Consider the following 25,861-nt stretch of genomic DNA (forward strand, 5'->3'; position numbering starts at 1 on the left):
AACGAAAGTTCCATGCTGTCAGGGAACCATGTTTCTCACCTGCCGGGCGGCAACCGAGAGTGTCGCCAGGTCCAGCGTCCCCGTCTCGGCGATCTCGGTGAGCGCTGCACGCGAGCGGGCCAACCGCGACGAATTGGTCGATTCCCATTCGGCGATCTTCTCCGTGACCGACTCGTCGGGTTCGCCCGCGGCCAACACGGCCTTGGTGATTCCGCGAAGGGAGGCGTACAGATCGTCACGAAGAGCCAAGCGCGCCAACGAATGCCATCGATCGCCGCGGGCAAGCTTCGAGACCGCGGTGAGCAACCAGTCGATGCCGATGTGCGCGTCGAGCGCGAAGTAGAGCTCGGCCACCTCCGCCCCGTCCCGGTCGACGATGTCGGCGATATCGATGATGTCGAGCAGGCAATACACGTCGAGCAAGCCGTAGATCCGACGTGCCAGCTCGCCCGGAGCACCTCGTTCCATCGCGGCCCCCGAACGCCGGTCCAAATCGACCGCCTGGTGACCGGAGATCCACGACGCGACCCGCGGCTGCAGAGCGCGAACCTGCCCGGCATAGCGACTGATCTCGGCCCCGACCGCCAGCGGCTGCGGCCGATTGGCCAACAGCCACCGGGATACTCGATCGAGCATGCGACGCGATTCGAGCAGCAGCTCGGCCGACACTGCGGTGGGTACGTCTGCCGCGCGAATCGAATCCCACACCTCGTCGAGGCCGAAGATTTCGGTGGCCGCGGCGAATGCGCGGATGGCGTCGGTGCCTGCGGCACCGGAGTCCTCGGTCAACCGATACGGGTAGGTGATTCCGCCACAGTCGATGGCCTCGTTGGCGAGCGTCGTCGCCACCAGTTGACGCCGTAGCGGATGCGCCTTGATGGCATCTGCATACGGATCCCGCAGTGGCTCGGGGAAATACTTGGGTAGCCGGGGGGCGAAGACGTCGCTGTCGGGAAGCTCGCTGTCGAGCAAATCCGCTTCCAGTGCCAATTTCACGTGCGCCATCAACGTCGCGAGTTCCGGCGACGTCAGTCCACGCCCGTCTTGCTTGCGACGACGGAGATCGGCCTCGGTGGGCAGAGCCTCGAGCTCCCGGTCGAGCCCTCGACGCGTCTCCAGATCCTCGATCACCCGGCTGTGCACTGTCACCAGATGTGGTGCGTCGAATCTGGACGTACCGAGCAACTCGTTTTGCATGATGTTGTCCCACAACACCAATCGCCCGACCTCGTCGGTCATGGACGCAAGCAGCTCATCGCGGTCTTCGCGCGCCAGGTTTCCGTTGGTGATGGCAGTCTCGAGCAGGATCTTGATGTTGACTTCGTGATCGGAGCAGTCGACGCCCGCCGAGTTGTCGACGGCGTCGGTGTTGATCTTGCCGCCGGCTGCGGCGTACTCGATCCTGCCCAGTGCGGTGGCACCGAGGTTTCCGCCCTCCCCCACCACGGCCGCCCGCACATCCACGCCGTCGACCCGCACTGCATCGTTGGCCTTGTCGCCGACTTCGGCGTTGCTCTCACTGGATGCCTTGATGTAGGTGCCGATTCCGCCGTTCCACAACAGATCGGCGGGGGCCTTCAGGATCGCGTTCACCAACTCGGGTGGTGACAGTGCAGCAACCGATTCGTCCAACCCGAGGGCCGAACGTGCTGCGGCGCTGATGGGTACGGATTTGCGGGTCCGCTCCCACACCCCTCCGCCGGCACTGATGAGCGAGGTGTCGTAGTCCGCCCACGACGACCGCGGCAGGGCGAACAAGCGCTCCCGCTCGGCGAACGACGACTCCCGATCGGGATCGGGGTCGAGAAAGATGTGCCGGTGGTCGAACGCCGCGAGCAAGCGAATGTGTCGGCTCAGCAGCATGCCGTTACCGAATACGTCTCCGCTCATGTCGCCGACGCCGACGACCGTGAAATCCTGGCTCTGAGTGTCGATCCCGAGCTCACGGAAGTGCCGCTTGACGCTCTCCCACGCACCCTTGGCGGTGATTCCCATGGCTTTGTGGTCGTATCCGGCGGATCCACCGGACGCGAACGCGTCACCGAGCCAGAATCCGTACTCGGCAGCGATGCCGTTGGCCATGTCGGAGAAGGTCGCGGTGCCCTTGTCCGCCGCGACGACGAGGTAGGTGTCGTCTCCGTCGCGGCGCACCACCCCGGTAGGTACCGATACCGACCCGGTGGCGCGGTCGAGATTGTCGGTGATGTCGAGCAACCCGGCGATGAACAGTCGGTAGCAGGCTTTGCCTTCCTCGGCGTACGCCTGTCGATCTCGGTCGGCTTCACCGGTGGTCACCGGAGGACGCTTGACGACGAATCCTCCCTTGGCCCCGACGGGCACGATGACTGCGTTCTTGACCATCTGAGCCTTGGCGAGCCCGAGAATCTCCGTCCGGAAGTCCTCCCGTCGATCGGACCAGCGCAACCCGCCTCGGGCCACCGCACCGAACCTCAGATGCACCCCCTCGACGCGCGGGGAGTACACGAAGATCTCGAACGTGGGCTTCGGTTTGGGTAGCTCCGCGATGGATTGCGGGTCGAACTTGAGCGAGAGGTACGGGCGATGTGCACCGTCGGATCCCACCACGAAGTGGTTGGTGCGCAACGTCGCCCGAATGAGCTCGAACATGCTGCGCAGAATGCGGTCGGCATCGAGACTGACGACCTCGTCGATCAGCTCGCCGAGCTGAGTTCCGATGGCCTGCGCGTCCGCTTCGGCACTGGTCTCGGGGTCGAACTGCGCCTCGAACAGTCCGACGAGCAGCCGAGCGGTGCGCGGATGCGCCAGGAGGACGCCCTCGATGTTGAACTGACTGTAGGGAAAACCCGCCTGCCGCAGGTACTTCGCGTAGGCACGCAACACCACGGCCTGCCGCCAGTGCAGACCTGCACGCATCACCAGTTCGTTGAAACGATCCGCTTCTGCCGCGCCGCTCCACACCGCCGCGAATGCGTCGGTGAATCGGTGCTGGACCCGGCTCTCGCGATCGGCCGTGCCTGCCTCGGACAGCTCGGCGTCGAGGTCCCCGTCGATGGCCGAGCGCAACATCTCACGCGAGGCAGAGAGACCGAAATCGTAGATCCAGCAAGACATTCCGTCCGGACGCACCACCGGGTACGGCCGCTCGTCGTCGACCTCCACACCGAGACTCTGCAGAATGGGCAACACCTGGGACAGTGATACGCCCGCACCGCCGATGTACAGCGAGAAGCGCCAACTCCCCACGGCCGAACGCTCGTTTCGGTAGAGCTGCATGTCGATCGCTTCGTCGCCGAGTGCTTCGAGGCGGGCAATGTCCGTGACGGCCCTGGCCGGACTGAAGTCCTGCTTGTACGCCTCGGGAAAAGCCTCGGTGTAGCGCTGAATGCGCGCCGGGTCGACGGCTCGGTCGAGGGACACGGCGTCACCCAACGAGTCCTCCCACGTCCGGGTGGTCTCGGTCAGCGCCGCTTCGATCCGGGTGATGTCGTCGGCGGACAGGTGGGGAGAGACGGTGCCCGGTGCGCGGCGCACCGTCACGTGCAGCAGCGCGAGATCCGATTCGGTGACGCGTGCGGTGTAGTCGAGCGAGGTGCCACCGAGCTCTCGGAGCAGTCGGTCCTGGATCGCGAGTCGGACGCGAGTGGTGTAGCGATCTCGCGGCAGGTACACCAGAGCACTGACGAAGGACCCACTCGCATCGGGTCGCACGAACAGCTTGACCTTGCGCCGGCGACCCAGCGCCAGAACAGCACTCGCCGTTTCGAACAGCCACGAAGCAGAGGTCGCGAACAGTTCCGACCGCGGCATCGACTGCAGCACCTCGAGCATGGCCTGGCCGGAGAAGGACCCGAGATCATGGCCGGCCTTGGCGATCACCGACCGCACTCGACGCTCGATCACCGGAATGTCGAGGACGTTCTCGTGCAGCGCGGTGACGGTGAAGACACCGACGAATCGATGCTCGGCGGAGTCGTCGGCGTCGATCACACTGACGAAATAGGGGTAGACAGCACGATGAACCGTGGCGGGGTTCGGACCCTGCGTCAGAGCAACCAGGTCGCGCTCACCGACCGGTTCGGGTCCGTCTCCATGTTGACCGGCATCGCGCAGCACACCCAGGCTGCTCGATTCCACACCCGTTGCGGTTCGGTCACCGTCGCTACCGTCGATCGTGTATCTGCGGTAACCCAGCAAGGTGTAATGGCCGTCGCCCAGCCAACGCAGCAAGGCAGCCGCATCCCGGTGTGCGACGGCTGGTTCGGAGTCGGTGTCGCCGGACGTCGCGGCGACACCGTCCAACCGATCGGCCACGGCAGCCTGCACGCGACGCATCTCGTCGGTGTCGCCGACGACCTGACGCACATCGGCGAGTACTCGACTCGTCTCCTCTTCCAACTGCGCGACGGCATCGTCGGAGGTGGACGGGTGCAGCTGCACGTGTATCCAGGATTCGGCGATGCCGGCCGAGCTCAGCCCGACGAGCACTCCTTCTGCGTTCCGATCGACGGTGAGGATGGGATGAACCACGTCGGTGTATTCGATGCCGAGACGCGAGAGCAGCGACATGATCGATTCGACCAGCAACGGCATGTCGTCGGTGACGATTTGTAGGTAGCTTCCCGCTACCTGCTGTGCTGCAGACTCGTTCGGTCGGTGGACCGCCACATTCGCCGTCCCCGGCAGCCGCTCTGCGGCGAGCCGAACGTGCCGCCGAAAAGTGGTGATGTCGGGGGTATGCGCGGACACTGCGACCGCAGTGGCGTCGGTGTGCTCGAAATACTCCGTACGCAATGTCGCCAACTCGGCCACAAGCCTGTCGTCGAGCCCGTCGGCCCAGTCGTCGTCGGTCAGGTCAAGCGAGCGTGACATTGTTTTCGAGTACTCCCTCGTGAGGATTTCCCGACGCCCGCCGATCGCCGGTCGTCGATGACCCCTCGACCCTAGTGCGGGTGACCCCGCAACCGCAGAGATCTCGGGAACCAGCGCGTCAGGCCGATCCGGCAGTCACGACGAATCGCTGTGGAGATACTCGCTCAGTGCAGTTCGTTCGTGTTCGCGCAGCGGCCTGGACGAGGAGGTGTCGAGGTCGAAGGCCACCATCAGTGCCTCCGCGTCTGCACACACCGTTCCGTTTCGATCGGTGACGACGTGCCGGACGCCGTACGAGGTGGTTCCGATACGAGTGATCCACAGCTCGATCACCAGCGGGCCGGAGTCGTCCAGGATCGGGTGCAGGAAGTTGGTGGTCAACGTACGAACCACCACCGCGCCGCGACCTTTCGAGCCCCCCAGGACCGCGTTCAGAAACTGAACGCGACCTTCCTGGAGGTACTCGACGAACCGGGTGTTGTTGACGTGCCCGAGGCGGTCGGAATCACCCCACCGCACCTGAAGTGTGCAGGTGAAGGTCTGTGCCGACATGTCAGTCTCGGGTCAGCTTCCGGTGCGTGACGCGGTGGGGACGCGCCGCGTCGGGGCCGAGCCGCTCGACCTTGTTGGCCTCGTAGCCCTCGAAGTTGCCCTCGTACCAGTACCAGGCAGCCTCGTTGTCTCCGAAGCCGCCTTCCCACGCCAGGATGTGGGTGCAGGTGCGGTCCAGGAACCACCGGTCGTGCGAGATGACCACAGCGCAACCGGGGAATTCCTCGAGCGCGTTCTCGAGCGATCCGAGTGTCTCGACGTCGAGGTCGTTGGTCGGCTCGTCGAGCAGGATCAGGTTACCGCCCTGCTTGAGCGTCATCGCCAGGTTCAGACGGTTGCGCTCACCGCCGGAGAGAACTCCGGCGGGCTTCTGCTGATCGTGGCCCTTGAATCCGAACGAGCTGATGTACGCGCGCGACGGGAATTCCGAGTTGCCCACGGTGATGAAGTCCAGGCCGTCGGAGACCGTTTCCCAGACCGTCTTCTTCGAGTCGATGCCCGAGCGGTTCTGGTCGACGTAGCTGAGCTTGACGGTCTGCCCGATCTTCACCTCGCCGCCGTCCGGCTCCTCGAGTCCGACGATGGTCTTGAACAGTGTCGTCTTACCGACACCGTTGGGTCCGATGACGCCGACGATTCCGTTGCGCGGCAACGTGAACGACAGATCCTTGATCAGCACGCGGCCGTCGAAGCCCTTGTCCAGGCTCTTGACCTCGACCACGACGTCGCCCAGACGCGGCGGGTTGGGGATCTGGATCTCGTCGAAGTCGAGCTTCCTGGTCTTCTCGGCCTCGGCCACCATCTCGTCGTAGCGAGCCAGACGAGACTTGCTCTTGGCCTGGCGAGCCTTGGCGCCGGAGCGAACCCAGGCGAGTTCGTCCTTGAGCCGCTTCTGCAGCTTCTGGTCCTTCTTGCCCGAGACCTCGAGGCGCTCGGCCTTCTTCTCCAGGTACGTCGAGTAGTTGCCCTCGTACGGGTACAGATGTCCGCGGTCGACCTCGGCGATCCACTGCGCGACGTGGTCGAGGAAGTACCGGTCGTGAGTCACGGCGAGAATGGCACCGGCGTAGGCGGCCAAGTGCTGCTCGAGCCACAGCACACTCTCGGCGTCGAGGTGGTTGGTCGGCTCGTCGAGCAGCAACAGGTCGGGCTTGCTGAGCAGCAGCTTGCACAGGGCGACGCGACGCTTCTCACCACCGGAGAGGTTGGTGACCGGGGACTCGGGCGGCGGGCAGCGCAGCGCGTCCATCGCCTGTTCGAGCTGCGAGTCGATCTCCCAGGCGTCGGCGTGGTCGAGCTTTTCCTGCAACTCGCCCATCTCTTCCATGAGCTCGTCGGAGTAGTCGGTTGCCATCAGCTCGGCGATCTCGTTGTAGCGCTTGAGCTGGACCATCGTCTCGCCGAGGCCGTCCTCGACGTTCTCGCGAACGGTCTTGGTGTCGTCGAGAATCGGCTCCTGCATGAGAATGCCGACCGAGGCACCGGGAGCGAGGAACGCCTCACCGTTTCCGGGCTGATCGATTCCCGCCATGATCTTGAGGATGCTCGACTTACCGGCGCCGTTCGGGCCGACGACGCCGATCTTCGCTCCCGGGTAGAAGCTCATCGTCACGTCGTCGAGGATGACTTTGTCGCCGTGCGCCTTGCGCACCTTCTTCATGGTGTAAATGAATTCAGCCATGCCGCCCAGCTTATCGGTGCGGCCGCGTCGGAACACCATCGACCGAGTCCGCGCCGAGCCCACATCCGTCGTCCGCGGTCGTGCGCGGGTTGCATCCACCGGGGACGACGGACGTCGGCGGGCCGTCAGGCGGGTACCGCCTCGCGGACGTCGTCACCGATTCGATCGTGATCCGGCTCGTCCTCCGGTGGTTCGGCGGCACCCCGATCGTCGTCGGTGAGTGCCTCGTCTGCAGGTACTTCGGGCGCGACCGTCCTGGTCCGCTGGATTGCCACGTTGCAGCGCGCGAGGTCCGGCCCGACGGCGCTGGCCCGCATCTCGAGGTCGGATCGTTCGACGCCGTCGCGATTGGTGTATTCGTTGGTGCGCAGCTGTCCGTAGGCGATGATCGGATCGCCCTTCATCAACGATGCGCCGACGCCGCGCACGAGTCGACGCCAGCACGTGACCGTGAGATAGAGGGTGCCGCCGTCGGTCCATTCACCGGTGTTGCGGTCCTGCCGGCGGGCGTTGCTCGCCATCCGGAAGCTGAGGACCTCGTCGCCGGTGGGCGTGGAGCGCTTGACGGGATTGGTGATGACGGTGCCCACAACAGCGCACTGAGCTTCGTACATGGTGTCTTCCTCTCGATAGATGTCGCGTGATTGCGATCGAGATCGACACTGCTACGCCGGAGCCGCCCGTGACGGACGTGTTCGCGAAATGTGGACAACCGCTGAGCCTGTGGATGAACGTCCAGGGTCGGCTGGTCATGACGCCACTCGTGTCGGACCGGTGTGCTACTCGGCGGTCTCTACGTAGACGTGCCCACCGAGAGCCGGCACCACCCGTCCGGCGGTGAGCGACGCCACCAGCGCTGCAGTCGAATCGGCGTCTGCGACGGCGACGGTGAGCACGGCTCGAGCGTCGTAGGCGGTATCGAGCACCGACGCCCCGTGTCCGCGTAGCTCCGATTCGACGCGTCCCACCTCGGCGTGGTCGAGTTCGAGGGTCAGCACGTCGCGTCGCTCTCGGGTGAGAAACCGAGCCTGGGCAAGTGCCTCGGTGACCGCACCGCCGTACGCACGGGCCAATCCGCCGGTACCGAGCTTGGTGCCGCCGAAATATCTGCCGACCACCGCGACCACGTTGGTCAGCCCATGACCGCGCAACACCTCGAGCATGGGCGTTCCTGCCGTGCCGCTGGGTTCGCCGTCGTCGTTGGATCGCTCGATGCGGTGGGTCAAGTCTTCGTGGACGACAACGATGCCTGCAGCCGAGGATTCGACGATGAATGCCGAACAGTGATGTCCGGCAGTCGGATCCGCTTTCCGCGCCGCTGCGATGACCGCGCGAGCGTCGGCCTCGGCGCTCGCCCTGTCCACCACGGTGACGAACCGCGATCTCTTGACCTCGGTCTCGCACACAACCCGGCCGGCGATCGTTCGAAGCTCGCTCACGCGGCAGCCCAGCTCATGCAACAACCCTGCTCATGCAGCAACCCCGCTCATGCAGCAACGCTGTCCACGACATCGTCTGCGGCACGGACCAATTGGGCGTACATACCGTCTTCGGCGAGCAGAGCCTCGTGGCTTCCGACCTCGCGCACGATGCCGTGATCGAGTACCGCGATGGCGTCTGCTGCTCGCACGGTGGACAGGCGATGGGCGATCAGAATGGTGGTACGCCCGTGCATCAAACCGTCGAGCGCTGTCTGCACTGCGCGTTCGGTGCGATTGTCCAGGGCGCTCGTCGCCTCGTCGAGCACCAGAATCGGCGGGTTGCGCAGGACAGTTCGGGCGATTGCGATGCGCTGCTTCTCACCGCCGGAGAATCGGTAGCCGCGCTCACCGACCATCGTGTCGTAACCGTCGTCGAGGCCGTCGATGAAGTCGTGAATCTGGGCCGTCCGAGCGGCAGCCACGATCTCGTCGTCGGTGGCGTCAGGTTTGGCGAACCGCAGGTTCTCCCTGATGGTGGCGTGGAACAGGTAGGTCTCCTGAGAGACGACGCCCACCAGGTCGGCAATGTTCTCCGACGCCAGGTGCCGCAAGTCGACACCGTCGATGGTCACCGAGCCGGCTGTCGGATCATGCAGGCGGGCAACGAGGTATCCCAGCGTGGTCTTGCCCGATCCGGTTGCGCCGACGAGCGCGAGCGTGCTCCCGGCCGGTACGTCGAGATCGATGTTGCACAGCGTCGGGACAGTTGCGGCGGCATAGGTGAAGTCGACGCCGCGGAAAGCTACATCGCCGCGCACGCTCTCTCGCAAGAGTGTGACCGGGTGCTCGGGTTCGGCGACATCGATGGGCAGGTCGAGATACTCGAAGACTCTGCCGAACAACGCCAAGGATGCCTGTACTTCGACGCCGGTGTTGAGCAATTGCATGGTGGGCCGGAACAATTGGGTCTGCAATGCGGTGAACGCGACCAGGGTGCCGATCGTCAACGCACTCCCCTGACCGATGGTGATGCCGGCGAACCAGTACACCAGAGCGGGCATCACGGCGAAGCTGATCTGAATAGTCGCCATCCGCCACTTGCCCGCCATCATCGCGGCCAGTTCGACACCGGCCACCTCGTGCGATCGGTCGGCGAATTTGTCGGTCAACGCCTGGGCGGAACCGGTGGTCTTGCCCAGAAGAATTCCACTGACGGACAGTGATTCCTCGATCTGGACGGACAGATCGCTGAGCAATTTCTGCCGCTTGGTCGAGATCTTGCGACGCTCGTCGCCGATACGGCGAGCGACTCGCACGAAGATCGGCAGGATGATCAGGGAGAACGTGGCGAGCTTCCAATCGAGCAGGAAGAGCGCGACCACGGTCGCTGCGACCGTCGTGGCGTTCTGCGCGATGGACGTCGCGGTGTTGGTGACGACGGATTGCATGCCGCCGATGTCGTTCGCGATACGCGATTGCACCTCACCGGTGCGCGTTCGCGCGAAGAATCCGAGGGACTGTCTCTGCAGGTGCGAATAGACCTGCACGCGCAGATCGTGCATGAGTTGCTGACCGACGCCGTTGGACATCCAGGTCTGCACCACGCCGAGGGTGTTGGTGGCGACTGCAACAGCGATCATGCCGACCGCGATGAGGCTGACGAGCGTGACGTCGCGGTCGGGAATTGCATGATCGAGGAGTTCGCGAAGAAGTAGAGGAGAGGCGAGCGCAATGATGGCGCTGGCCACGATGATCGCGCTGACGACAGCGATCTTGCGCCGGTAGGGCGTGAACAGAGCCAGGACTCGTCGGACGGGCGCTGGATCGGAAGCGAGTGGTACGCGTTCGGGACGGCTTTCCAAGTAGACCTCCGTGGTAGCTGAAGTAATATGCAGAGGTTACCTCACTATGAGGTTGTGAGCAAGCCTCGCTATGATCCGTCGTATGGACACCGGACACTCGCCCAACCTGAGCGATTCGTTCATGGCCGTTGCCCGAAGAATTCGGCGAAGCCACATGACTGCGCTGGAACCGTTCGGACTCAACCCGTCGCAGAGCAGGGCCATGCACGTCTTGGCGCGCGAACGAGAATCGGTCCGATTGCGTGATCTGGCCGAGCACCTCCGCATCGTCGCGCGATCGGCCACCGACATCGTCGACTCGCTCGAAGCGGCAGAACTGGTGACGCGAGCGCCGGACCCGAGTGATCGACGCGCTGTCCTGGTCGAGCTGACCGACGCCGGCCGCGCCCTGCTCGACCGCGTCGACGAGGCACGACGTCAGGTGTCCGCGGACATGTTCGACGGCCTCGAGCCGGCCGAACGCACCGAACTCGACCGGCTTCTGCACAAGATCGCCGACAGCGACTGACGAGAAGCTACTGCCTGCCGTCCCGATCACGACGGGCCAGCTCGGCGAACATCGCGTTGTGCGCGGCCAAGTCGGCGTCGTGGTCACGCTCGGCGGCTCTGTCACCGCGCCTGGCGTCGCGATCGTCGCTGCGGGACCACTGAATCAGCAGTGCGAGCATGACCAGCACGAGAGGCACCTCGCCGGTTGCCCACGCGATGCCGCCACCGAGCTTCTGGTCCCCCAGCAGGTCGGAGTTCCAGTCGAGGCCGAGCGTGCGGTAGAACCAGGCACCCATGACGGTGTTCATGCTCATCAGCGCCACACCGAAGAACGCATGGAACGGCAGTGAGCCGAACACCACGGCGAGTTTGGTGACCGGAGCAATCTTGCGCGGAGACGGATCGACGCCGATGACCGTCCAGTAGAACAGGTATCCGCTGAGCACGAAGTGCAGGTTCATCAACAGATGAGCTCCGTGACTGTCCAGTACGGCCCCGAAGATTCCGCCGAGGTAGAGCACGTAGAAGCCGCCCACGAAGATCAGCGCCGCGACGAGCGGGTGGGTGACGAACTGCGACAGTCGACTGTGCAGGCCCATCAGCAACCACTCGCGCATCCCCGGGACGCCGTCCTTGCCTGCTGCGGGCAGGACACGCAACGCCAACGTCAGTGCACCGCCGAGCGCGAGCAGAACCGGCGCGAGCATCGACAGCATCATGTGTCCGGTCATGTGCACGCTGAACACTGCCGTGGAATACCGTCCGATGCCCGAAGACGTACTGATCAGCAGTGTGAGGCAGCCCAGGACCCAGGCGACGGTGCGACCGACGGGCCACGCGTCGCCGCGCAGTCGCAGCCGACGGACCCCGATCAGATACACCACGGCCAGGACGATCGCGGCGGTGCCGAAGATCAGGTCGAAGCGCCAGTCGAAAGCCATACGGGCGAACGTCGGCGGTCCGCTGAGGTCGTATCCGAGCGCGGCCTCGGTCGGCGTCAGGTTCGGGTCGATCTCGGCGGGCGGTGGTGTTCGCCCGAGGCCGACGGCCAGACCGACGGTCGCGGCGAGAACGAGCACCTCGGCCCCGGCGAACCGGAGCAGCGGTCCACGGGCGGTGGGATCGGCGATCAGTGCGGGCAGAGCGCGGCGCCGCTGCATCCAGCCGAATCCGCCGAGCACGATCAACGCGAGAATCTTGCCCACGATCAGCAGGCCGTACGTCGTGGTGAACAGGTCGGCGAGGGACACCCGAACCAGGGCGTTGATGACTCCGCTGATGCCCATGACGACGAAGCAGACGCCGGCGATCGTGGAGAACCGCCGAGCAGCGACGTCGGTGTGCGCTCCGCGTCTGCGGACATGTGCAAGCAGTGCGAACAGCCCGCCCGCCCACAACGACGCGGCACCGAGGTGCAGGATCAGCGAGTTGGTCGCGATGTCGTGCGATCCGCCCGCCGAGGAATGACCACTGAGCGCAATGGGCAGCAGGGTGGCCAGCGAGAATCCGAGCAGCGCAGGCGTCCAGGACCACCGCAGTACCGTCCTCGATGCAATGGCGACGACGACGGCCATGATGGCCGTCCAACGCCATGCACTGGCGATCTCCACCTGATCCAGCGCGATCCACAGATTCGCCGGCTTCACGGCCTCGGCGAACGGCTGGCCGGAGGTGTCGGACAGCGTCAACGGCACGAGGAGAAGCGCACATACGGCCCAGACGATGGATGCGACCGAGCCGGTGCGAACCGCCCGGTAGCCGTCCACGTCGAGCACGCCGTTCTTCTGCGGCGGAACCAGGAACGCCGCCAGCAGGAACGAGCCGACAGCGATGACCGCTGCGATCTCACCGATCGCACGCAGGGCGGGCAGTCCGTAGGTGGTGGCCGGGCCGGGATCAGGGATACCGAGCAGGACCAACGCGTCCGACGCGGACAGCATGACGATCAGGGCAGCGACGACACCGGCGATGACGCCGGCAGTGACGAACACCGACGTGGTTGTCGAGCGGGGATCTGCACTGCCCGCACCCTCGTCCGACCGCACATCGCCGGTGGAGTCCCCGGCGTGCGACGGGTCGGTCTTGTCGAGATCCGGTGTGGCCATTCCACCAGAGTAAGAGGTGTTCGGCAGTACTCGAAACGCGAGTCCTACACAGCGTCGTACTTTGCCCCGTCCTCGGCGTCCAGCGAGTCGTGGTGGATGCGTCCGTGCTGCTGCCGGAGAGGCGTGCCGCTCCCGCCCCATCTCTGGGCGATGATCTCCGCCGCAATGGACACCGCGGTCTCCTGCGGCGTGCGTGCACCCAGGTCGAGTCCGATCGGGCTCGACAATCGCGCGAGTTCGGTCTCGGTCACTCCTGCCGCCCGTAACCGGGCGATGCGGTCGTCATGGGTTCGCCGCGAGCCCATCGCTCCGACGAACGCCAGGGCCGGAATCCGCAACGCCACTTCGAGCAGTGGCACATCGAACTTCGGGTCGTGAGTCAACACACAGACCATGGTCCTCTCGTCCAACTCCCCCGCCGCCCACTGTTGGTTCAGGTAGTCGTGCGGCCACGCGACCACCACCTGCTCGGCAGCGGGAAAGCGCTGCGGGGTCGCAAACACGGATCGGGCGTCGCAGACGGTGACGCGGTAGCCCAGAAAGGCACCCTGCTGCGCAACCGCCGCAGCGAAGTCGATGGCACCGAACACGAGCATTCTCGGCGACGGCGCATGACTGGACACGAACACCTGCATTCCCCGACCGCGGCGCTGGCCGTCGGTTCCGTACGTCAGAACAGTCGAACGTCCCGCTGCAAGTAGCCCTTTCGCGTCGTCGGCAATGGCGGCGTCCGCCCGCGAGCTGCCGAGGGAACCGCGAATACCCGACTCCGTCAGAACTGCTCTCCGACCGACCCGTGTTGCGTCGGCATGAGCGATCACGGTGGCCACTGCAACCGGGACGTTGCGGCGCACGTTCGCCACGACGTCACCGAACTCGGGAAAGGTGTGCTTCGACACCGCCTGCACGAACACATCCAGCGTTCCCCCACACGTGAGCCCGACTGCGAATGCGTCGTCGTCCGACACCCCGTATCGAGTGAGTATCGGGGTACCGGACTGCATCACGTCCTGCGCCGACTCGTACACGGCACCCTCGACGCAGCCGCCGGACACCGAACCGGCGACCGCACCGTCCTGGCCGACCATCATCGACGCACCCACAGGACGCGGCGCGGAGTCGAATGTCTGCACGACCGTTGCCACCGCGGCCGCGTCGCCGGTCTGCCAGGCGTGCAGCAGCTCGTCCAGAATGTCGTGCATCGAACCTCCTTCGGGTGCCGGCCGGAACGTCTACGACATCACAGGCTTCCCCCTGCACTGCTCCCTCAACCCATGCCGGTGTGATCGCCGTAGGCGGAAAGGTACACTCGTCAACCGTGCTCGAGCGGGCCTGTCCGCGCGTGCCAGCCTCCGTAGCTCAGGGGATAGAGCAAGGGCCTTCTAATCCCTTGGTCGCAGGTTCGAATCCTGCCGGGGGCACCCTCTGACCAGCGCGAACGCTGGCCGACTCGCGTTACTGTGGTTGACTTCGCGTAACGAAGGGTTACACGTGCATCAGCTCACTCTCGGAGTCCTCTCACGTTCGCGCAAGCCCGATGAGCGTCGACTACCGATTCATCCTCTTCATTTCGATCGCATCGACGCCGACATTCGAAGCCGAATGTTCCTCGAATCCGGCTACGGCGAACCGTTCGGAATCTCCGACGAGCACCTGGCCACGCAGGTCGCGGGTATCGGCACCCGCGCCGAGCTCATTGCTCTATGCGACGTGATTCTGCTGCCGAAGCCTCAGGCCGAAGATCTCGAGTCTCTTCGACCCGGCCAGACGCTCTGGGGTTGGCCGCACTGTGTGCAGGACGAAAGGCTCACCCAGATCGCTGTCGATCGCAAACTCACGCTGATCGCCTTCGAGGCCATGAACCACTGGACGCAGGACGGCTGGTTCAATCTTCATGTGTTCCACAAGAACAACGAATTGGCCGGGTACTGCTCGGTGCTGCACGCATTGCAGCTGATCGGTTCCACCGGGGACTACGGCCGCAGGTTGCGGGCCGCTGTCATCGGTTTCGGAGCCACGGCTCGCGGCGCGGTCACCGCGCTCAGTGCACACGGGATTCACGACGTCGATGTCCTCACTCAGCGTGGGGTCACGGCGGTGGGTTCGCCGATCCACTCGGCCAACATCGTCAATTTCGATCTCGACGACGCCGATCCCCGCCAGAGCCGAGCTCTGACTCCCGACGGTCGAATCCCACTCTCGCAGTTTCTGTCCGACCACGATGTGATCGTCAATTGCGTACTGCAGGATACGAACTCACCACTGACGTTCCTGACGAACGAGGACCTGCCCACATTGACTCCGGGCACCCTGGTCGTGGACGTCTCGTGTGACGAGGGAATGGGATTCGAATGGGCTCGGCCCACGTCGTTCGCCGACCCGATGTTCACCGTCGGTGACAACGTGCACTACTACGCCGTCGACCACAGCCCGTCCTATCTGTGGAATTCGGCGACGTGGGAGATCAGCGAATCGTTGCTGCCTTACCTTCGCGTGGTTCTCGACGGGCCCGCAGCGTGGAGCGAGGACGTCACCATCGAGCGTTCCATCGAAATCAGGGAGGGTGTCATCGTCAACCCCAATATCCTTGCCTTCCAACATCGCAGTGCGGAGTACCCGCACACTGCAGCATGAGCGTCACGTGGGTCGAGGACGGCATCGAACGGTCCGCGCGATGGCAGTCGGAGAACGGTGCGCCGCCACCACGGGTGGTGCGGATCGTCGACGACGCGACGACGGCGGACGTGGCCTACAAGCTGGCGACGATCGGCGAGTCTCTGCTGTGGCGTGGCGATTACAACAACGCTCGCCAGCTCCTGTCGGCCATGACGCGGCGGGTACCACCGGCCACACAGCCCGAGAACGCGTCGCCCGCCGAGCGGTTCCACCTGCATCGTCAGTACCAGGCGCGGCGCGCACGGGTATTGGGAATGCTTCTGGTGCAACTCGATTCGGATCTACGGCTCGATCTCGGCCGAGCGCCGGAGGTGCGATCGGCCGTAGCGGAAGCACTGGGTCCCGATGCCTCGGCCTGCGTCCTGTCACTACGGGAACTGCTCGGGATCATCGGCGCACACGAGTGGCGCCGCAAGGGAGTGTTCGTGCCGGCGCTGGACGCGTCCGTTCATCCCCACTACGGAGTGTTCTCGCCTGTCCGCGGTGAGTACATCCAGCTCGTCGCCGACGCACCGCTACCTGCCACGGACCGGGCTTTCGACATCGGGACGGGCTCGGGTGTGCTGGCTGCGGTACTCGCGCGCCGGGGCGTACCTGCGGTGGTGGCGACCGACAAGGACCCCCGATCGGTCGCGTGCGCCCGCGCCAATCTCGACGCACTCGGGTACAGCGATCGGGTCGAGGTGGTGCAGACCGACATCTTCCCGAGCGGCCGCGCGGGATTGATCGTCTGCAACCCGCCGTGGATCCCCACCAAGCCGACGTCGGGGATCGAGCATGCCGTCTACGATCCCGGTTCTCGCATGCTCAAATCGTTCCTCAGCCGCCTCGGCGGGCATCTGACGCCCGACGGCGAGGCCTGGTTGGTGTTGTCCGACCTCGCCGAGTTGCTCGGATTGGTCACGCGCACAGACCTTCTCGCGTCGATCGACAAGGCCGGCCTGACCGTCGTCGACCGGATGGACACCGTGCCATCGCATTCTCGAGCGACCGACGCCTCCGATGTTCTGCACGAAGCTCGGTCGCGCGAGACCACGTCACTGTGGAGACTGCGCCGCCGCTAGCCATCCACGCCCGACACGAGAAAGCCGCCCGAGCAATGCTCGGGCGGCTTCGTCGATCGTGCGGTGAGTCAGTGCCGGTCGCGGGTCTCGAACTCCCCGTTGATCACGGTGCCCAGCGGCGCATCACGCTCGGCCTTCTTCGCGGCCTCACGCATTTCGATTCCATCGGTGATCAGATCACCGATCTCGCGAGTGACGTCACGGACCGCTCCGGCGATGATCACCACGATTCTGCCGACGTGTGTCGCCGCAGACTCGGTGAAATCCTGCACGGTGTCCTTGTTGCGCTCGAACCTTCCCACCACCAGGACCGCCCCCTTCGAAGTCGTCACGCTGCGTCGGTCTTCTTACGCTCGACGATAACACTGGCCGGGGCAGCCGATCCGGTGAGCGAGTTGGGCAGAGCGAGCTTGAAGATCTTGCCCCACACGGTGCCGATCTGGTGGAAGAAGCCGCCGGTGTTGTACGGCAGGTCGTACTTCTCGCACAGAGCCTTGACCTCGGGTGCGATCTGCGGGTAGCGGTGCGCGGGAAGATCCGGGAAGAGGTGGTGCTCGATCTGGTGCGAGAGGTTGCCGGACATGATGTGGAACAGCGGCGAACCCTCGATGTTGGCCGATCCGAGCATCTGACGGACGTACCATTCGCCCCGGCTCTCGTCGGCGGTCTCTTCCTGACTGAAGGTCTGCACCCCCGTCGGGAAGTGGCCGCAGAAGATTATCGAGTACGTCCACACGTTGCGGATCAAATTCGCAGCAACGTTGCCGACCACGGTCGAGGCGAAGAACGGCCCGGTCAGAGCGGGGAAGATGACGTAATCCTTGAGAGCCTGCTTGCCCGCCTTGCGCCACATTCCCTGCAGCAACGGCTTGACGTCGTGCCACTTCCTCTTGCCGGCGACGATGTTCTCGGTCTCGAGGTCGTGCAGCATGACGCCCCACTCGAAGAACGTCATGAGCAGGAATGCGTAGACGGGGTTGCCCAGGTAGTACGGGTTCCACTTCTGGTCCTGATCCATGCGCAGGATTCCGTACCCGATGTCGCGGTCCATGCCGACGATGTTGGTGAACGTGTGGTGCATGTAGTTGTGCGAGTGCTTCCACTGGTCTGCCGGGCAGACGGTGTCCCACTCGAACACCTCGGAGTTCAGACCCGGCTCACGCATCCAGTCGTACTGGCCGTGCATGACGTTGTGGCCGATCTCCATGTTGTCGAGGATCTTCGCGACGCCGAGTGCGCCGACACCGGCGAGCCATGCCGGCGGGACGAAAGGCAGGTACATCAGTGCGCGTCCGGTGATCTCGAGCCCGCGCTGCGCCTTGATGATCTTGTAGATGTATTCGCGGTCCTCGTCGCCCAGTTTGGCGACGGTGCGGGCCCGCAGGTCGTCGAGTTCGCGGCCGAGCTCTTCGACCTGTTCGTACGTCAGTACGGTCGGCTCGTCGGGCAGCGTTTCGTTGCGTCGGAAGGGAATGACGGCGGTGGGCAGGATCGAGAGAATCGTTCCGAGCATCTGCTGATCTCCAATTCGATCGGGTGGTGGGCGGGAGCTCCGGGACTAGATGTCGATGTCGACGTCGCCGACGGCAACGGACACACAGAGCTGGATCTTCTTGTCGGATTCGGTGTCGGTCTCACCGGTCTTGATGTTCTTGGTGCAGCCGGACTTCTTCACCGAGGTGCAGGTGAAGCAGATGCCCATTCGGCACCCGTTGGCCGGCGACAGACCGGCTCCCTCGGCTTGTTCGAGCAACGTTGCACCGTCGTTCTCGGCGGCGACGTCACTTCCGGAGAACGTGGTGGTTCCCGTGACGTCGTCGCTCACGGTGGCGAAGGACGGTGTGAATTCCTCGAGGTGCAGTCGGTCGCCGAGCCCTGCGTCGTCGAAGAACGTCGTCACGCCCTTCATCAGCCCGGGTGGACCGCACAGGAAGGTGTCCGCGTCTGCGAACCACGGCGCCACGGCGTCGAGATGCTCTTTGCCGAAGAACCCGTGCAGGTCCCCGCCGGTCGTCTGCTCGGTGTATGCGAAGACGAGGTTCACATTGTCGTGCTCGGCGGCGATCTTCTCGAGCTCCTGCTTGTACGCGACGTCGTTCTCGGTGTACGCGTAGTGCAGGAAGGTCAGGTCGCTGCTGTACCCCTCGTCCAGCAGCGACCTGAGCATGGACAGCACGGGCGTGATGCCGCTGCCGCCGCTGATCAGCAGCGTGCGCGCCGGGCGTGGCTGGGGAAGCTTGAACGTGCCGTCCGCCTGCGACAGGCTGACGACGAGGCCGACGTGCGCGTTCTTGTGCAGATACTGCGAGACCAGCCCCTCGGGGTGCGCCTTGATCGTCAGCTCGATTCGGCCGTCCTTGCGGTACTGCGAACAGGCCGGCGAGTAGCAGCGAGTCTGACGTACGCCGTCGATGACCACCCCGACCTGAACGAACTGGCCGGCCTGAAAGCCCTTCCACTGTCGGGTGGGGCGGATGGTGAGCGTGAGCGAATCTTCGGTGGACCGGTGTATCTCGGTCACTTCACCGCGCAGATCACGAACGGTCGTCATGGGGTCGACCAGCTCCAGGTACCGATCGAGCGCGTGGGGCGTGGCCATGGCCTCGAACAGGGAAAGAAGCGAGAACTTGCGCGAACCCGTGGGTCGCGTCGGACGTTCTTGAAGCGTCATTCCATCCTCCCTAACCGGATCGAACCCTACGACCCATTCAGTGAACGATTGTGCACTAACATGAGTGTGACAGAGCGACACCGGTACCTGTCAACGTTTATGTGACCGCCATTACAGACCTCATGTGAAGTTCACGGGGACCGCGGAAGCAACCGGAGGGGAGATCACAGAGTGCCCGCCCATAAACTGGACGCCGTGACAGAACCGGGTACCCGCGCGGAGCGCAAGGAGCGCACGCGGCAGGCCTTGATCGACGGCACACTCGATCTGCTTCGCGAACGGTCGTTCGCGAGCGTGAGCCTGCGTGAGGTCGCGCGGTCCGCCGGCATCGTCCCCACCGCGTTCTATCGACACTTCGCGTCCATGGAAGACCTCGGGGTCGCGTTGGTCGAGGACAGCATGCGCATGCTGCGCCAGATGCTGCGCGACGCCAGACGCAACCCGAGTACCAAGACGGCCACCGAATCCTTCGGCATCCTGGTTCGTCAGGTCCGCAGCCACGAGGATCAGTTCCGCTTCCTCAGTCGCGAGCGCTACGGCGGAGTCACCGAGGTACGTCGCGCGTTCGCCACCGAGCTCCGGCTGTTCGTCAGCGAGCTGACCATCGACCTCTCTCGCATGCCCGGTCTCGAACGATGGGACGTCTCCGATCTCGAGATGACGGCCGACCTCCTGGTCTCGACGATGCTGACGGCGGTGGTCGGTCTGTTGGAAATCGACCGACCGGGTAGTCAGAACGAGAAAGACCTCATCGAACGCACCGAGAAGCAGATCCGGATGATCATGCTGGGGATGAGCAAATGGGAACCGCGACGGGCTTGACCGTCGGGCACGAGCGCGAGCCGCGAAGGAGCATCATGACCACCGAGGTACACATCGGCGAGTACACGTTCGAGCTGGCGCAGGCAGGTCCCGTCGACGGCGCACCCGTCGTTGCGCTGCACGGCTTTCCACAGACCAACGCGTCGTGGTCGCGGGTGACCCCCGAATTGACGGCCGCGGGCTGCCGCGTCCTGGCCCCCAACCAGCGGGGCTACTCCCCCGGTGCCCGCCCGATCGGCGTCGAGCACTACCGCATCGAGCGTCTCACCGAGGATGTCCTCGGTCTGCTCGACGCCTCCGACCTGAACTCGGCGCACCTGGTGGGGCACGACTGGGGCGCTGTGGTTGCCTGGCATGTCGCTGCCGAGTATCCCGACCGCGTCCGAAGCCTCACTGCCGCATCCGTTCCGCATTCCGCGGCGTTCAACTGGGCCATTCGCGAGGACCCGGACCAGCAACAGCGGTCGCAGTACTTCGGTTTGCTTCGCGAACCCGAGAAGGCCGAACGAGTACTGACCGAGAACGACGCGCAACGGCTCCGCGCGATGTTCGGAGCCGAGAGCCTCGACGACGAATACGTTCGCCATCTGACGGTGCCGGGAGCACTGACGGCTGCGTCGAGTTGGTATGCCGCGATGACGAGGGAGTTCGCGAACCTACCTGCGGTGACGGTGCCGACCACCTACGTGTGGAGCAACGGCGACACCGCCATCGGTCGAGCCGGCGCGGAGCGCTGCGGCGAGTTCGTCGATGCGCCGTACCGATTCGTCGAACTCGACGGCATCTCCCATTGGATCCCCGAGGAAGCCCCCGACAGACTCGCAGCCGAGATCTTGGATCGTATCGGGTCGGCCTAAACCTGTTCCGGGGCGCGAACTTTGAGCAGTGCCAGCAGCCCGGCGGCGAGAACGATGATCAGCCCGGCGATACCCGCGCGGTCGGCGTCGAACATCCACACGAACAGCCCGAACAGCGAGGGCGCGAGGAACGACGCGGCCCGACCCGTCGTCGCGAACAGTCCGAAGAACTGACCCTCGCGCCCGGGCGGTGCCAGTCGGGCCAGGAAGGTACGCGCAGACGATTGCGCGGGCCCCACGAACAGGCACAGGATCAGCCCGAAGATCCAGAACATCGTCGGTCCCGACACGAACAGCAGAATAGTTCCGGCCGCGATCATGGAAGTGAGCGAGAAGACGATGACCTTCTTGGGTCCGATTCTGTCGTCGAACCGCCCGGCGACGATGGCACCGAGGCCCGCGATGACATTGGCGGCGACGCCGAACAGAAGTACGTCCGCCGCGCCGATGCCGTAGACGCTGACGGCGAGAACGGCTCCGAAAGTGAACACGCCCGCCAGCCCGTCTCGGAACAGTGCGCTGGCGATCAGGTAGTAGACGGCACGCCGGTCTGCGCTCCACAACTCGCGCACATCGCGAAAGAGAACGCGATAGGACTCCGCGAAGCCGGCCTGTGCCGCCTCGGGATCGGCGATGGCCCTGGGTACTTCGGGAACTGCGAACATCACCGGGATGGCCGAGACCGCGAACCAGACGGCCGCCAGCACGGCGACGAGCCTGATGTTGAGCCCTCCGTCGGTGCTCAGCCCCAGCAGGCCCCGAGTGTCGCCGTCCCCGACGATGAAACCGAGGTAGCACAGAAGCAGTAGGACGATTCCACCGAAATAGCCCATCGCCCAACCGAATCCGGACACGCGTCCGATATTGGCCGGGGTGGAGACCTGCCGCAGCATCGAGTTGTACGGAATACTGGCCAGCTCGAACATGATGGATCCGAGACCGAGCAGCAGCAGCCCGAGCCAAAGATAGTGGTAGTCGTCCTGTACGAAGAACAAGCCGGCCATGGCCACGACCGTCAATGCGGTCAATAGCCCCAGCAGCCATTTTCTCTTGCCTCGGGCGTCGAAGTACTGCCCGCACACCGGTGCCAGCAGTGCGATGACGACGCTCGACAGCGCGATGGACCAGCTGAACCACGTGGTCGCCGAGATGGATCCGGGTAGGTCGTCACCTACGGCATCGGTGAGATACACCGAGAACACGAACGTGAGAATGACGGCATTGAACGCGGCCGATCCCCAGTCCCAGAACCCCCAGGCGGTGACCTGCTTACGCGTTGTGGCGACTCCGACGACAGCGGCCTCCGGCTGGGTTCCCATGGTTGCCAACACTAGCCCGCGACGGGCCCATGTTTGGGTGCACCTAGTTGCATAGTCACCACGTTGCATACATACTCTCGGGTGTGGCTTTGGAACACGCGATTCTGGTCTCCCTCACCGAGCTGAGCGGCTCGGGGTACGAGCTCGCCCGACGGTTCGACAAGTCCATCGGCTTCTTCTGGAGTGCAACTCACCAGCAGATCTACCGCACTCTGACGCGGATGGATGGAGCGGGCTGGATCACCGGTGAGGCAGTCGCGCAGGACGGCCGACCCGACAAGAAGGTCTATTCGGTCAGCGCTGCGGGCCGAGCCGAGCTCGATCGGTGGATCGCCGCACCGACCGATCCTTCGCAGCTTCGCGAAGAACTCGCCGTGAAGATTCGCGGAGCGGCCAACGGTGACATCGAAGCGTTGAAAGTCGAAGTCGCCCGCCACCGCGACGTACATGCCACCCGTCTCGACGTGTATCGACTGATCGAGAAGCAGGACTTTCCGGCCCCCGCTGCCCTGACCGGTACCGCGCTGCATCAATACCTGGTGCTCCGCGGCGGGATTCGTGTCGAAGAAGGATTCACCGAATGGTGCACCGAGGTATTGGAGAAACTGTGAAGACCGAGCAGACCACTGGCCCGTACCCGATTCTGTTGTCGCCGTTGGACGTCGGCGCAACCACGCTGAAGAACCGCGTGATCATGGGATCGATTCACACCGGCCTCGAAGATCGCGCCCGCGACACCGGCCGCCTGGCGGCCTACTTCGCCGAGCGTGCCCGCGGCGGAGTCGCACTCATCATCACCGGGGGTTACGCCCCCAATCGCACCGGGTGGCTGTTGCCGTTCGGGGCCAAGCTGACCAACCGCATCGAGGCCCGTCGGCACCGCAGGATCACCACTGCCGTGCACCGCGAAGGCGGCAAGATCGCGCTCCAGATCCTCCATGCCGGACGCTATTCCTACCAGCCGCTGAGTGTGTCGGCATCGTCGATCAAAGCTCCCATCAATCCTTTTCGGCCCAGGCGATTGACCTCGAGGGGCGTTCGCTGGCAGATCAGAAACTTCGTGCGGTGCGCCCGACTCGCACAGAGCGCCGGCTACGACGGCGTCGAAATCATGGGCGGCGAAGGCTACTTCATCAACCAGTTCCTCTCCGAGCGCACCAACAAGCGACGCGACGAATGGGGCGGTTCCGCGGAGAACCGTCGCCGAATGGCAATCGAGATCGTGCGGCAGATCCGTGCCGCCGTCGGATCCGACTTCCTCATCGTGTTCCGGCTGTCGATGGCCGACCTCGTCGAGGAGGGCCAGAGCTGGAACGACATCGTTGCCCTCGCCGAGGACGTCGAGGCCGCAGGCGCGAACATCATCAACACCGACATCGGCTGGCACGAATCGCGGGTGCCGACCATCGTCACCTCGGTTCCGCGAGCAGCATTCGCCGACATCACCGGCAAGCTCGAAAAATACGTGAGCATCCCCGTCGCCGCGTCCAACCGCATCAACATGCCCGAGATCGCCGAGAACATCCTCGCCCGCGGCGACGCGCAGCTGATTGCGATGGCCAGGCCGATGCTCGCCGATCCGTTCTGGGTCGAGAAGGCTGCTTCCGATTCCGCGGATCGAATCAACACCTGCATCGCCTGCAATCAGGCCTGCCTCGACCATGCCTTCGTACACAAGAAGGTCTCGTGCCTGGTCAACCCTCGCGCCGGTCGCGAGATCGACCTGCAGTTGTTGCCGACGAAGAAGACCAAGAAGGTGGCGGTCGTCGGGGCCGGGCCCGCCGGACTGTCTGCGGCGCTCACTCTTGCGCAACGCGGACACGCCGTCAGCCTGTTCGAGGCCAGGAGCGAGATCGGCGGCCAATTCGGTATCGCCCGTCTGATTCCCGGCAAGGAAGAGTTCGCCGAGACCATTCGCTACTTCTCCACCGCTCTGCGCGACGCGGATGTTGCGGTACACCTCGATACTCGGGTCACCGCCGCAGAACTCACCGCGGGCGAATTCGACGAGGTGGTCCTGGCCACCGGTGTCACTCCCCGAATGCCGCAGATCCCAGGTATCGATCACCCGTCCGTGCTCTCGTACGCGGAACTGGTACGCGACGGTAGGGCCGTCGGCGACCGGGTCGCGGTCATCGGTGCCGGCGGTATCGGCATCGACATCTCCGAGTTCCTCACCACCGACGCCTCCCCCACGCTGGATCTGAAGGAATGGAAGCAGGAGTGGGGAGTCACCGAGCCCGAGGCCGCGCCGGGCGCGTTGACCACCCCGGTGCCTGCCGCATCTCCTCGGGAGGTCTACCTCCTGCAACGCAAGCCGGGACGTATCGGGGCCGGTCTCGCGAAGACCACCGGGTGGGTCCACCGCGCAGCATTGAAAGCCAAAGGCGTGCATCAGCTTTCGGGGGTGAACTACGAGAAGATCGACGGTGCGGGCCTGCACATCTCGTTCGGCGAGAAGCACGAACGCCCACGCTTGCTCGAGGTCGACACCATCGTGATCTGCGCGGGCCAGGAGTCGGTCCGCGATCTGGTCGACGAGCTGAAGGCCGCGGGCACCACCACACACATTATCGGCGGTGCGGACGTGGCGGCAGAGTTGGACGCGAAACGGGCGATAGAGCAGGGCACCCGGCTCGCGGCCACGATCTGATCTGTCCGCTAGCCTGTCTCACCGTGAGCCTGCCCAAGCCCAGCCCCGATGCCCGCGCCGTCGTCACCGGAGCCTCCTCCGGTATCGGTGAAGCCCTGGCCACCGAACTCGCCACCCGTGGTCACTCGTTGATCGTCGTGGCCCGACGCGGCGAACTGCTCGAGGCGCTGGCCTCGAAGCTCACCGCCGAGCACGGCGTCACCGTCGAGGTGCGGGCGTCGGATCTGTCCAACCGCGAGCAGCGCCAGGAGCTGGTCACCGAGCTCTCCGAGCGTGAGATCTCGATCCTGTGCAACAACGCAGGCATCGCGACGTTCGGACCGGTGGCCGGGCTCGATCCCGCGTACGAGCGCGATCAGGTGGAGCTCAATGCCGTTGCCGTACACGACCTCACGTTGGCGGTCATGCCCGGCATGATCGGCCGCGGAGCAGGCGGCATCCTCATCACCGGTTCTGCGGCGGGCAACATGGCCATCCCCAACAACGCGACCTACGCCGCGACGAAGGCCTTCGTCAACACGTTCTCGGAGTCACTGCGCGGTGAGCTCGCGGGCACCGGCGTCAACGTCACCCTGCTCGCTCCAGGCCCGGTCCGCACCGAGACACCCGACCCGGCCGATGCGTCGATCGTCGACAAGATGGTTCCCGACTTCCTGTGGATCGACAGCGCCTACACCGCGAAGCTGTCACTGGACGGCCTGGCGAAGAACAAGATGCGCGTCGTTCCCGGACTGCTCAGCAAGGGCATGTCGGTAGCCGGGCAGTACAGCCCGCGCAGCATCTCCGCGCCGATCATCGGCAGCTTCTACAAGAAGCTCGGCAGCTAGTACCCGAATCC

General features: G+C 64.7%; 20 protein-coding genes and 1 tRNA gene. 9 read left to right on the forward strand and 12 right to left on the reverse strand.

The window, feature by feature from the left end; all coding sequences use genetic code 11:
- Positions 1-18 precede the first annotated feature (18 nt).
- The 6 genes from K414_RS0120210 to K414_RS0120235 all read right to left on the reverse strand — a co-directional run bounded on the left by K414_RS0120210 (position 19) and on the right by K414_RS0120235 (position 10,367).
- A complete protein-coding gene (locus K414_RS0120210; protein WP_027497595.1) occupies positions 19-4,851 on the reverse strand; it encodes an NAD-glutamate dehydrogenase in 4,833 nt (1,610 codons plus the stop codon).
- Positions 4,852-4,986: 135 nt separating this feature from the next.
- A complete protein-coding gene (locus K414_RS0120215) occupies positions 4,987-5,403 on the reverse strand; it encodes a thioesterase family protein (RefSeq protein WP_027497596.1) in 417 nt (138 codons plus the stop codon).
- A gap of 1 nt (position 5,404) precedes the next feature.
- Positions 5,405-7,084: an energy-dependent translational throttle protein EttA gene (gene ettA, locus K414_RS0120220; protein WP_027497597.1), complete on the reverse strand. Its 1,680-nt coding sequence runs from the start codon at positions 7,082-7,084 to the stop codon at positions 5,405-5,407.
- A 125-nt stretch (positions 7,085-7,209) separates the two neighbouring features.
- Entirely contained in the window at positions 7,210-7,698 is a 489-nt protein-coding gene (gene ssb / locus K414_RS0120225) for a single-stranded DNA-binding protein (protein WP_027497598.1), read from the reverse strand.
- A 165-nt stretch (positions 7,699-7,863) separates the two neighbouring features.
- Positions 7,864-8,523, reverse strand: a complete 660-nt coding sequence (locus K414_RS0120230; protein ID WP_051365184.1) for a YigZ family protein — start codon at positions 8,521-8,523, stop codon at positions 7,864-7,866.
- A gap of 47 nt (positions 8,524-8,570) precedes the next feature.
- On the reverse strand, positions 8,571-10,367 hold the full coding sequence (locus K414_RS0120235; RefSeq protein ID WP_051365185.1) for an ABC transporter ATP-binding protein: 1,797 nt from the start codon (positions 10,365-10,367) through the stop codon (positions 8,571-8,573).
- A gap of 82 nt (positions 10,368-10,449) precedes the next feature.
- Between K414_RS0120235 and K414_RS0120240 the strand changes: the two genes are divergently transcribed.
- On the forward strand, positions 10,450-10,875 hold the full coding sequence (locus K414_RS0120240) for a MarR family transcriptional regulator (protein WP_027497601.1): 426 nt from the start codon (positions 10,450-10,452) through the stop codon (positions 10,873-10,875).
- A gap of 7 nt (positions 10,876-10,882) precedes the next feature.
- Here K414_RS0120240 and K414_RS0120245 read toward each other — a convergent pair whose 3' ends face one another.
- The gene (locus K414_RS0120245; protein ID WP_027497602.1) at positions 10,883-12,961 is read right to left on the reverse strand and encodes a cytochrome c oxidase assembly protein; all 2,079 of its coding nucleotides are present in this window, start codon (positions 12,959-12,961) and stop codon (positions 10,883-10,885) included.
- 44 nt (positions 12,962-13,005) lie between these two features.
- Positions 13,006-14,163 (reverse strand): XdhC family protein, encoded by a 1,158-nt coding sequence (locus tag K414_RS0120250; RefSeq protein ID WP_027497603.1) that lies wholly within the window; start codon positions 14,161-14,163, stop codon positions 13,006-13,008.
- A gap of 146 nt (positions 14,164-14,309) precedes the next feature.
- Here K414_RS0120250 and K414_RS0120255 point away from each other — a divergent pair.
- The 3 genes from K414_RS0120255 to K414_RS0120265 all read left to right on the forward strand — a co-directional run bounded on the left by K414_RS0120255 (position 14,310) and on the right by K414_RS0120265 (position 16,701).
- Positions 14,310-14,382 (forward strand) — tRNA-Arg (locus K414_RS0120255).
- A gap of 70 nt (positions 14,383-14,452) precedes the next feature.
- The gene (locus K414_RS0120260; protein ID WP_027497604.1) at positions 14,453-15,595 is read left to right on the forward strand and encodes a N(5)-(carboxyethyl)ornithine synthase; all 1,143 of its coding nucleotides are present in this window, start codon (positions 14,453-14,455) and stop codon (positions 15,593-15,595) included.
- Entirely contained in the window at positions 15,592-16,701 is a 1,110-nt protein-coding gene (locus K414_RS0120265; RefSeq protein WP_027497605.1) for a class I SAM-dependent methyltransferase, read from the forward strand. The genes K414_RS0120260 and K414_RS0120265 overlap by 4 nt, the downstream gene beginning before the upstream one ends.
- Positions 16,702-16,769: 68 nt before the next feature.
- Here the strand turns inward: K414_RS0120265 and K414_RS0120270 are convergent, their stop codons facing one another.
- The 3 genes from K414_RS0120270 to K414_RS0120280 are packed head-to-tail and all read right to left on the reverse strand — an operon-like array spanning position 16,770 to position 19,372.
- Positions 16,770-17,006, reverse strand: a complete 237-nt coding sequence (locus K414_RS0120270; protein ID WP_027497606.1) for a hypothetical protein — start codon at positions 17,004-17,006, stop codon at positions 16,770-16,772.
- Between the two features lie 23 nt (positions 17,007-17,029).
- Positions 17,030-18,214 (reverse strand): acyl-CoA desaturase, encoded by a 1,185-nt coding sequence (locus K414_RS0120275; RefSeq protein WP_027497607.1) that lies wholly within the window; start codon positions 18,212-18,214, stop codon positions 17,030-17,032.
- 45 nt (positions 18,215-18,259) lie between these two features.
- Positions 18,260-19,372, reverse strand: a complete 1,113-nt coding sequence (locus K414_RS0120280) for an FAD-binding oxidoreductase (protein ID WP_027497608.1) — start codon at positions 19,370-19,372, stop codon at positions 18,260-18,262.
- A gap of 195 nt (positions 19,373-19,567) precedes the next feature.
- Here K414_RS0120280 and K414_RS0120285 point away from each other — a divergent pair, with 195 nt between their 5' ends.
- Together K414_RS0120285 and K414_RS0120290 are read left to right on the forward strand one after the other, a co-directional pair.
- A complete protein-coding gene (locus K414_RS0120285; protein ID WP_027497609.1) occupies positions 19,568-20,194 on the forward strand; it encodes a TetR family transcriptional regulator in 627 nt (208 codons plus the stop codon).
- A 35-nt stretch (positions 20,195-20,229) separates the two neighbouring features.
- Positions 20,230-21,051 (forward strand): alpha/beta hydrolase, encoded by an 822-nt coding sequence (locus tag K414_RS0120290; RefSeq protein WP_037220357.1) that lies wholly within the window; start codon positions 20,230-20,232, stop codon positions 21,049-21,051.
- Here K414_RS0120290 and K414_RS0120295 read toward each other — a convergent pair.
- A complete protein-coding gene (locus tag K414_RS0120295; RefSeq protein ID WP_027497611.1) occupies positions 21,048-22,370 on the reverse strand; it encodes an MFS transporter in 1,323 nt (440 codons plus the stop codon). The two genes, K414_RS0120290 and K414_RS0120295, sit on opposite strands and share 4 nt — an antisense overlap.
- Before the next feature lie 83 nt (positions 22,371-22,453).
- Between K414_RS0120295 and K414_RS0120300 the strand changes: the two genes are divergently transcribed.
- Genes K414_RS0120300 through cmrA form a run of 3 tightly spaced genes read left to right on the forward strand, consistent with a single transcriptional unit; the run spans position 22,454 to position 25,850 of the window.
- Complete coding sequence (locus K414_RS0120300) at positions 22,454-22,981, forward strand: PadR family transcriptional regulator (protein ID WP_027497612.1); 528 nt, start codon at positions 22,454-22,456, stop codon at positions 22,979-22,981.
- Entirely contained in the window at positions 22,951-25,023 is a 2,073-nt protein-coding gene (locus tag K414_RS0120305; RefSeq protein WP_051365186.1) for an NADPH-dependent 2,4-dienoyl-CoA reductase, read from the forward strand. The genes K414_RS0120300 and K414_RS0120305 overlap by 31 nt, the downstream gene beginning before the upstream one ends.
- Before the next feature lie 23 nt (positions 25,024-25,046).
- Positions 25,047-25,850, forward strand: a complete 804-nt coding sequence (cmrA, locus tag K414_RS0120310) for a mycolate reductase (RefSeq protein ID WP_027497614.1) — start codon at positions 25,047-25,049, stop codon at positions 25,848-25,850.
- Positions 25,851-25,861 lie beyond the last annotated feature (11 nt).

This window comes from Rhodococcus sp. JG-3, assembly GCF_000482405.1.
GTDB lineage: Bacteria > Actinomycetota > Actinomycetes > Mycobacteriales > Mycobacteriaceae > Rhodococcoides > Rhodococcoides fascians.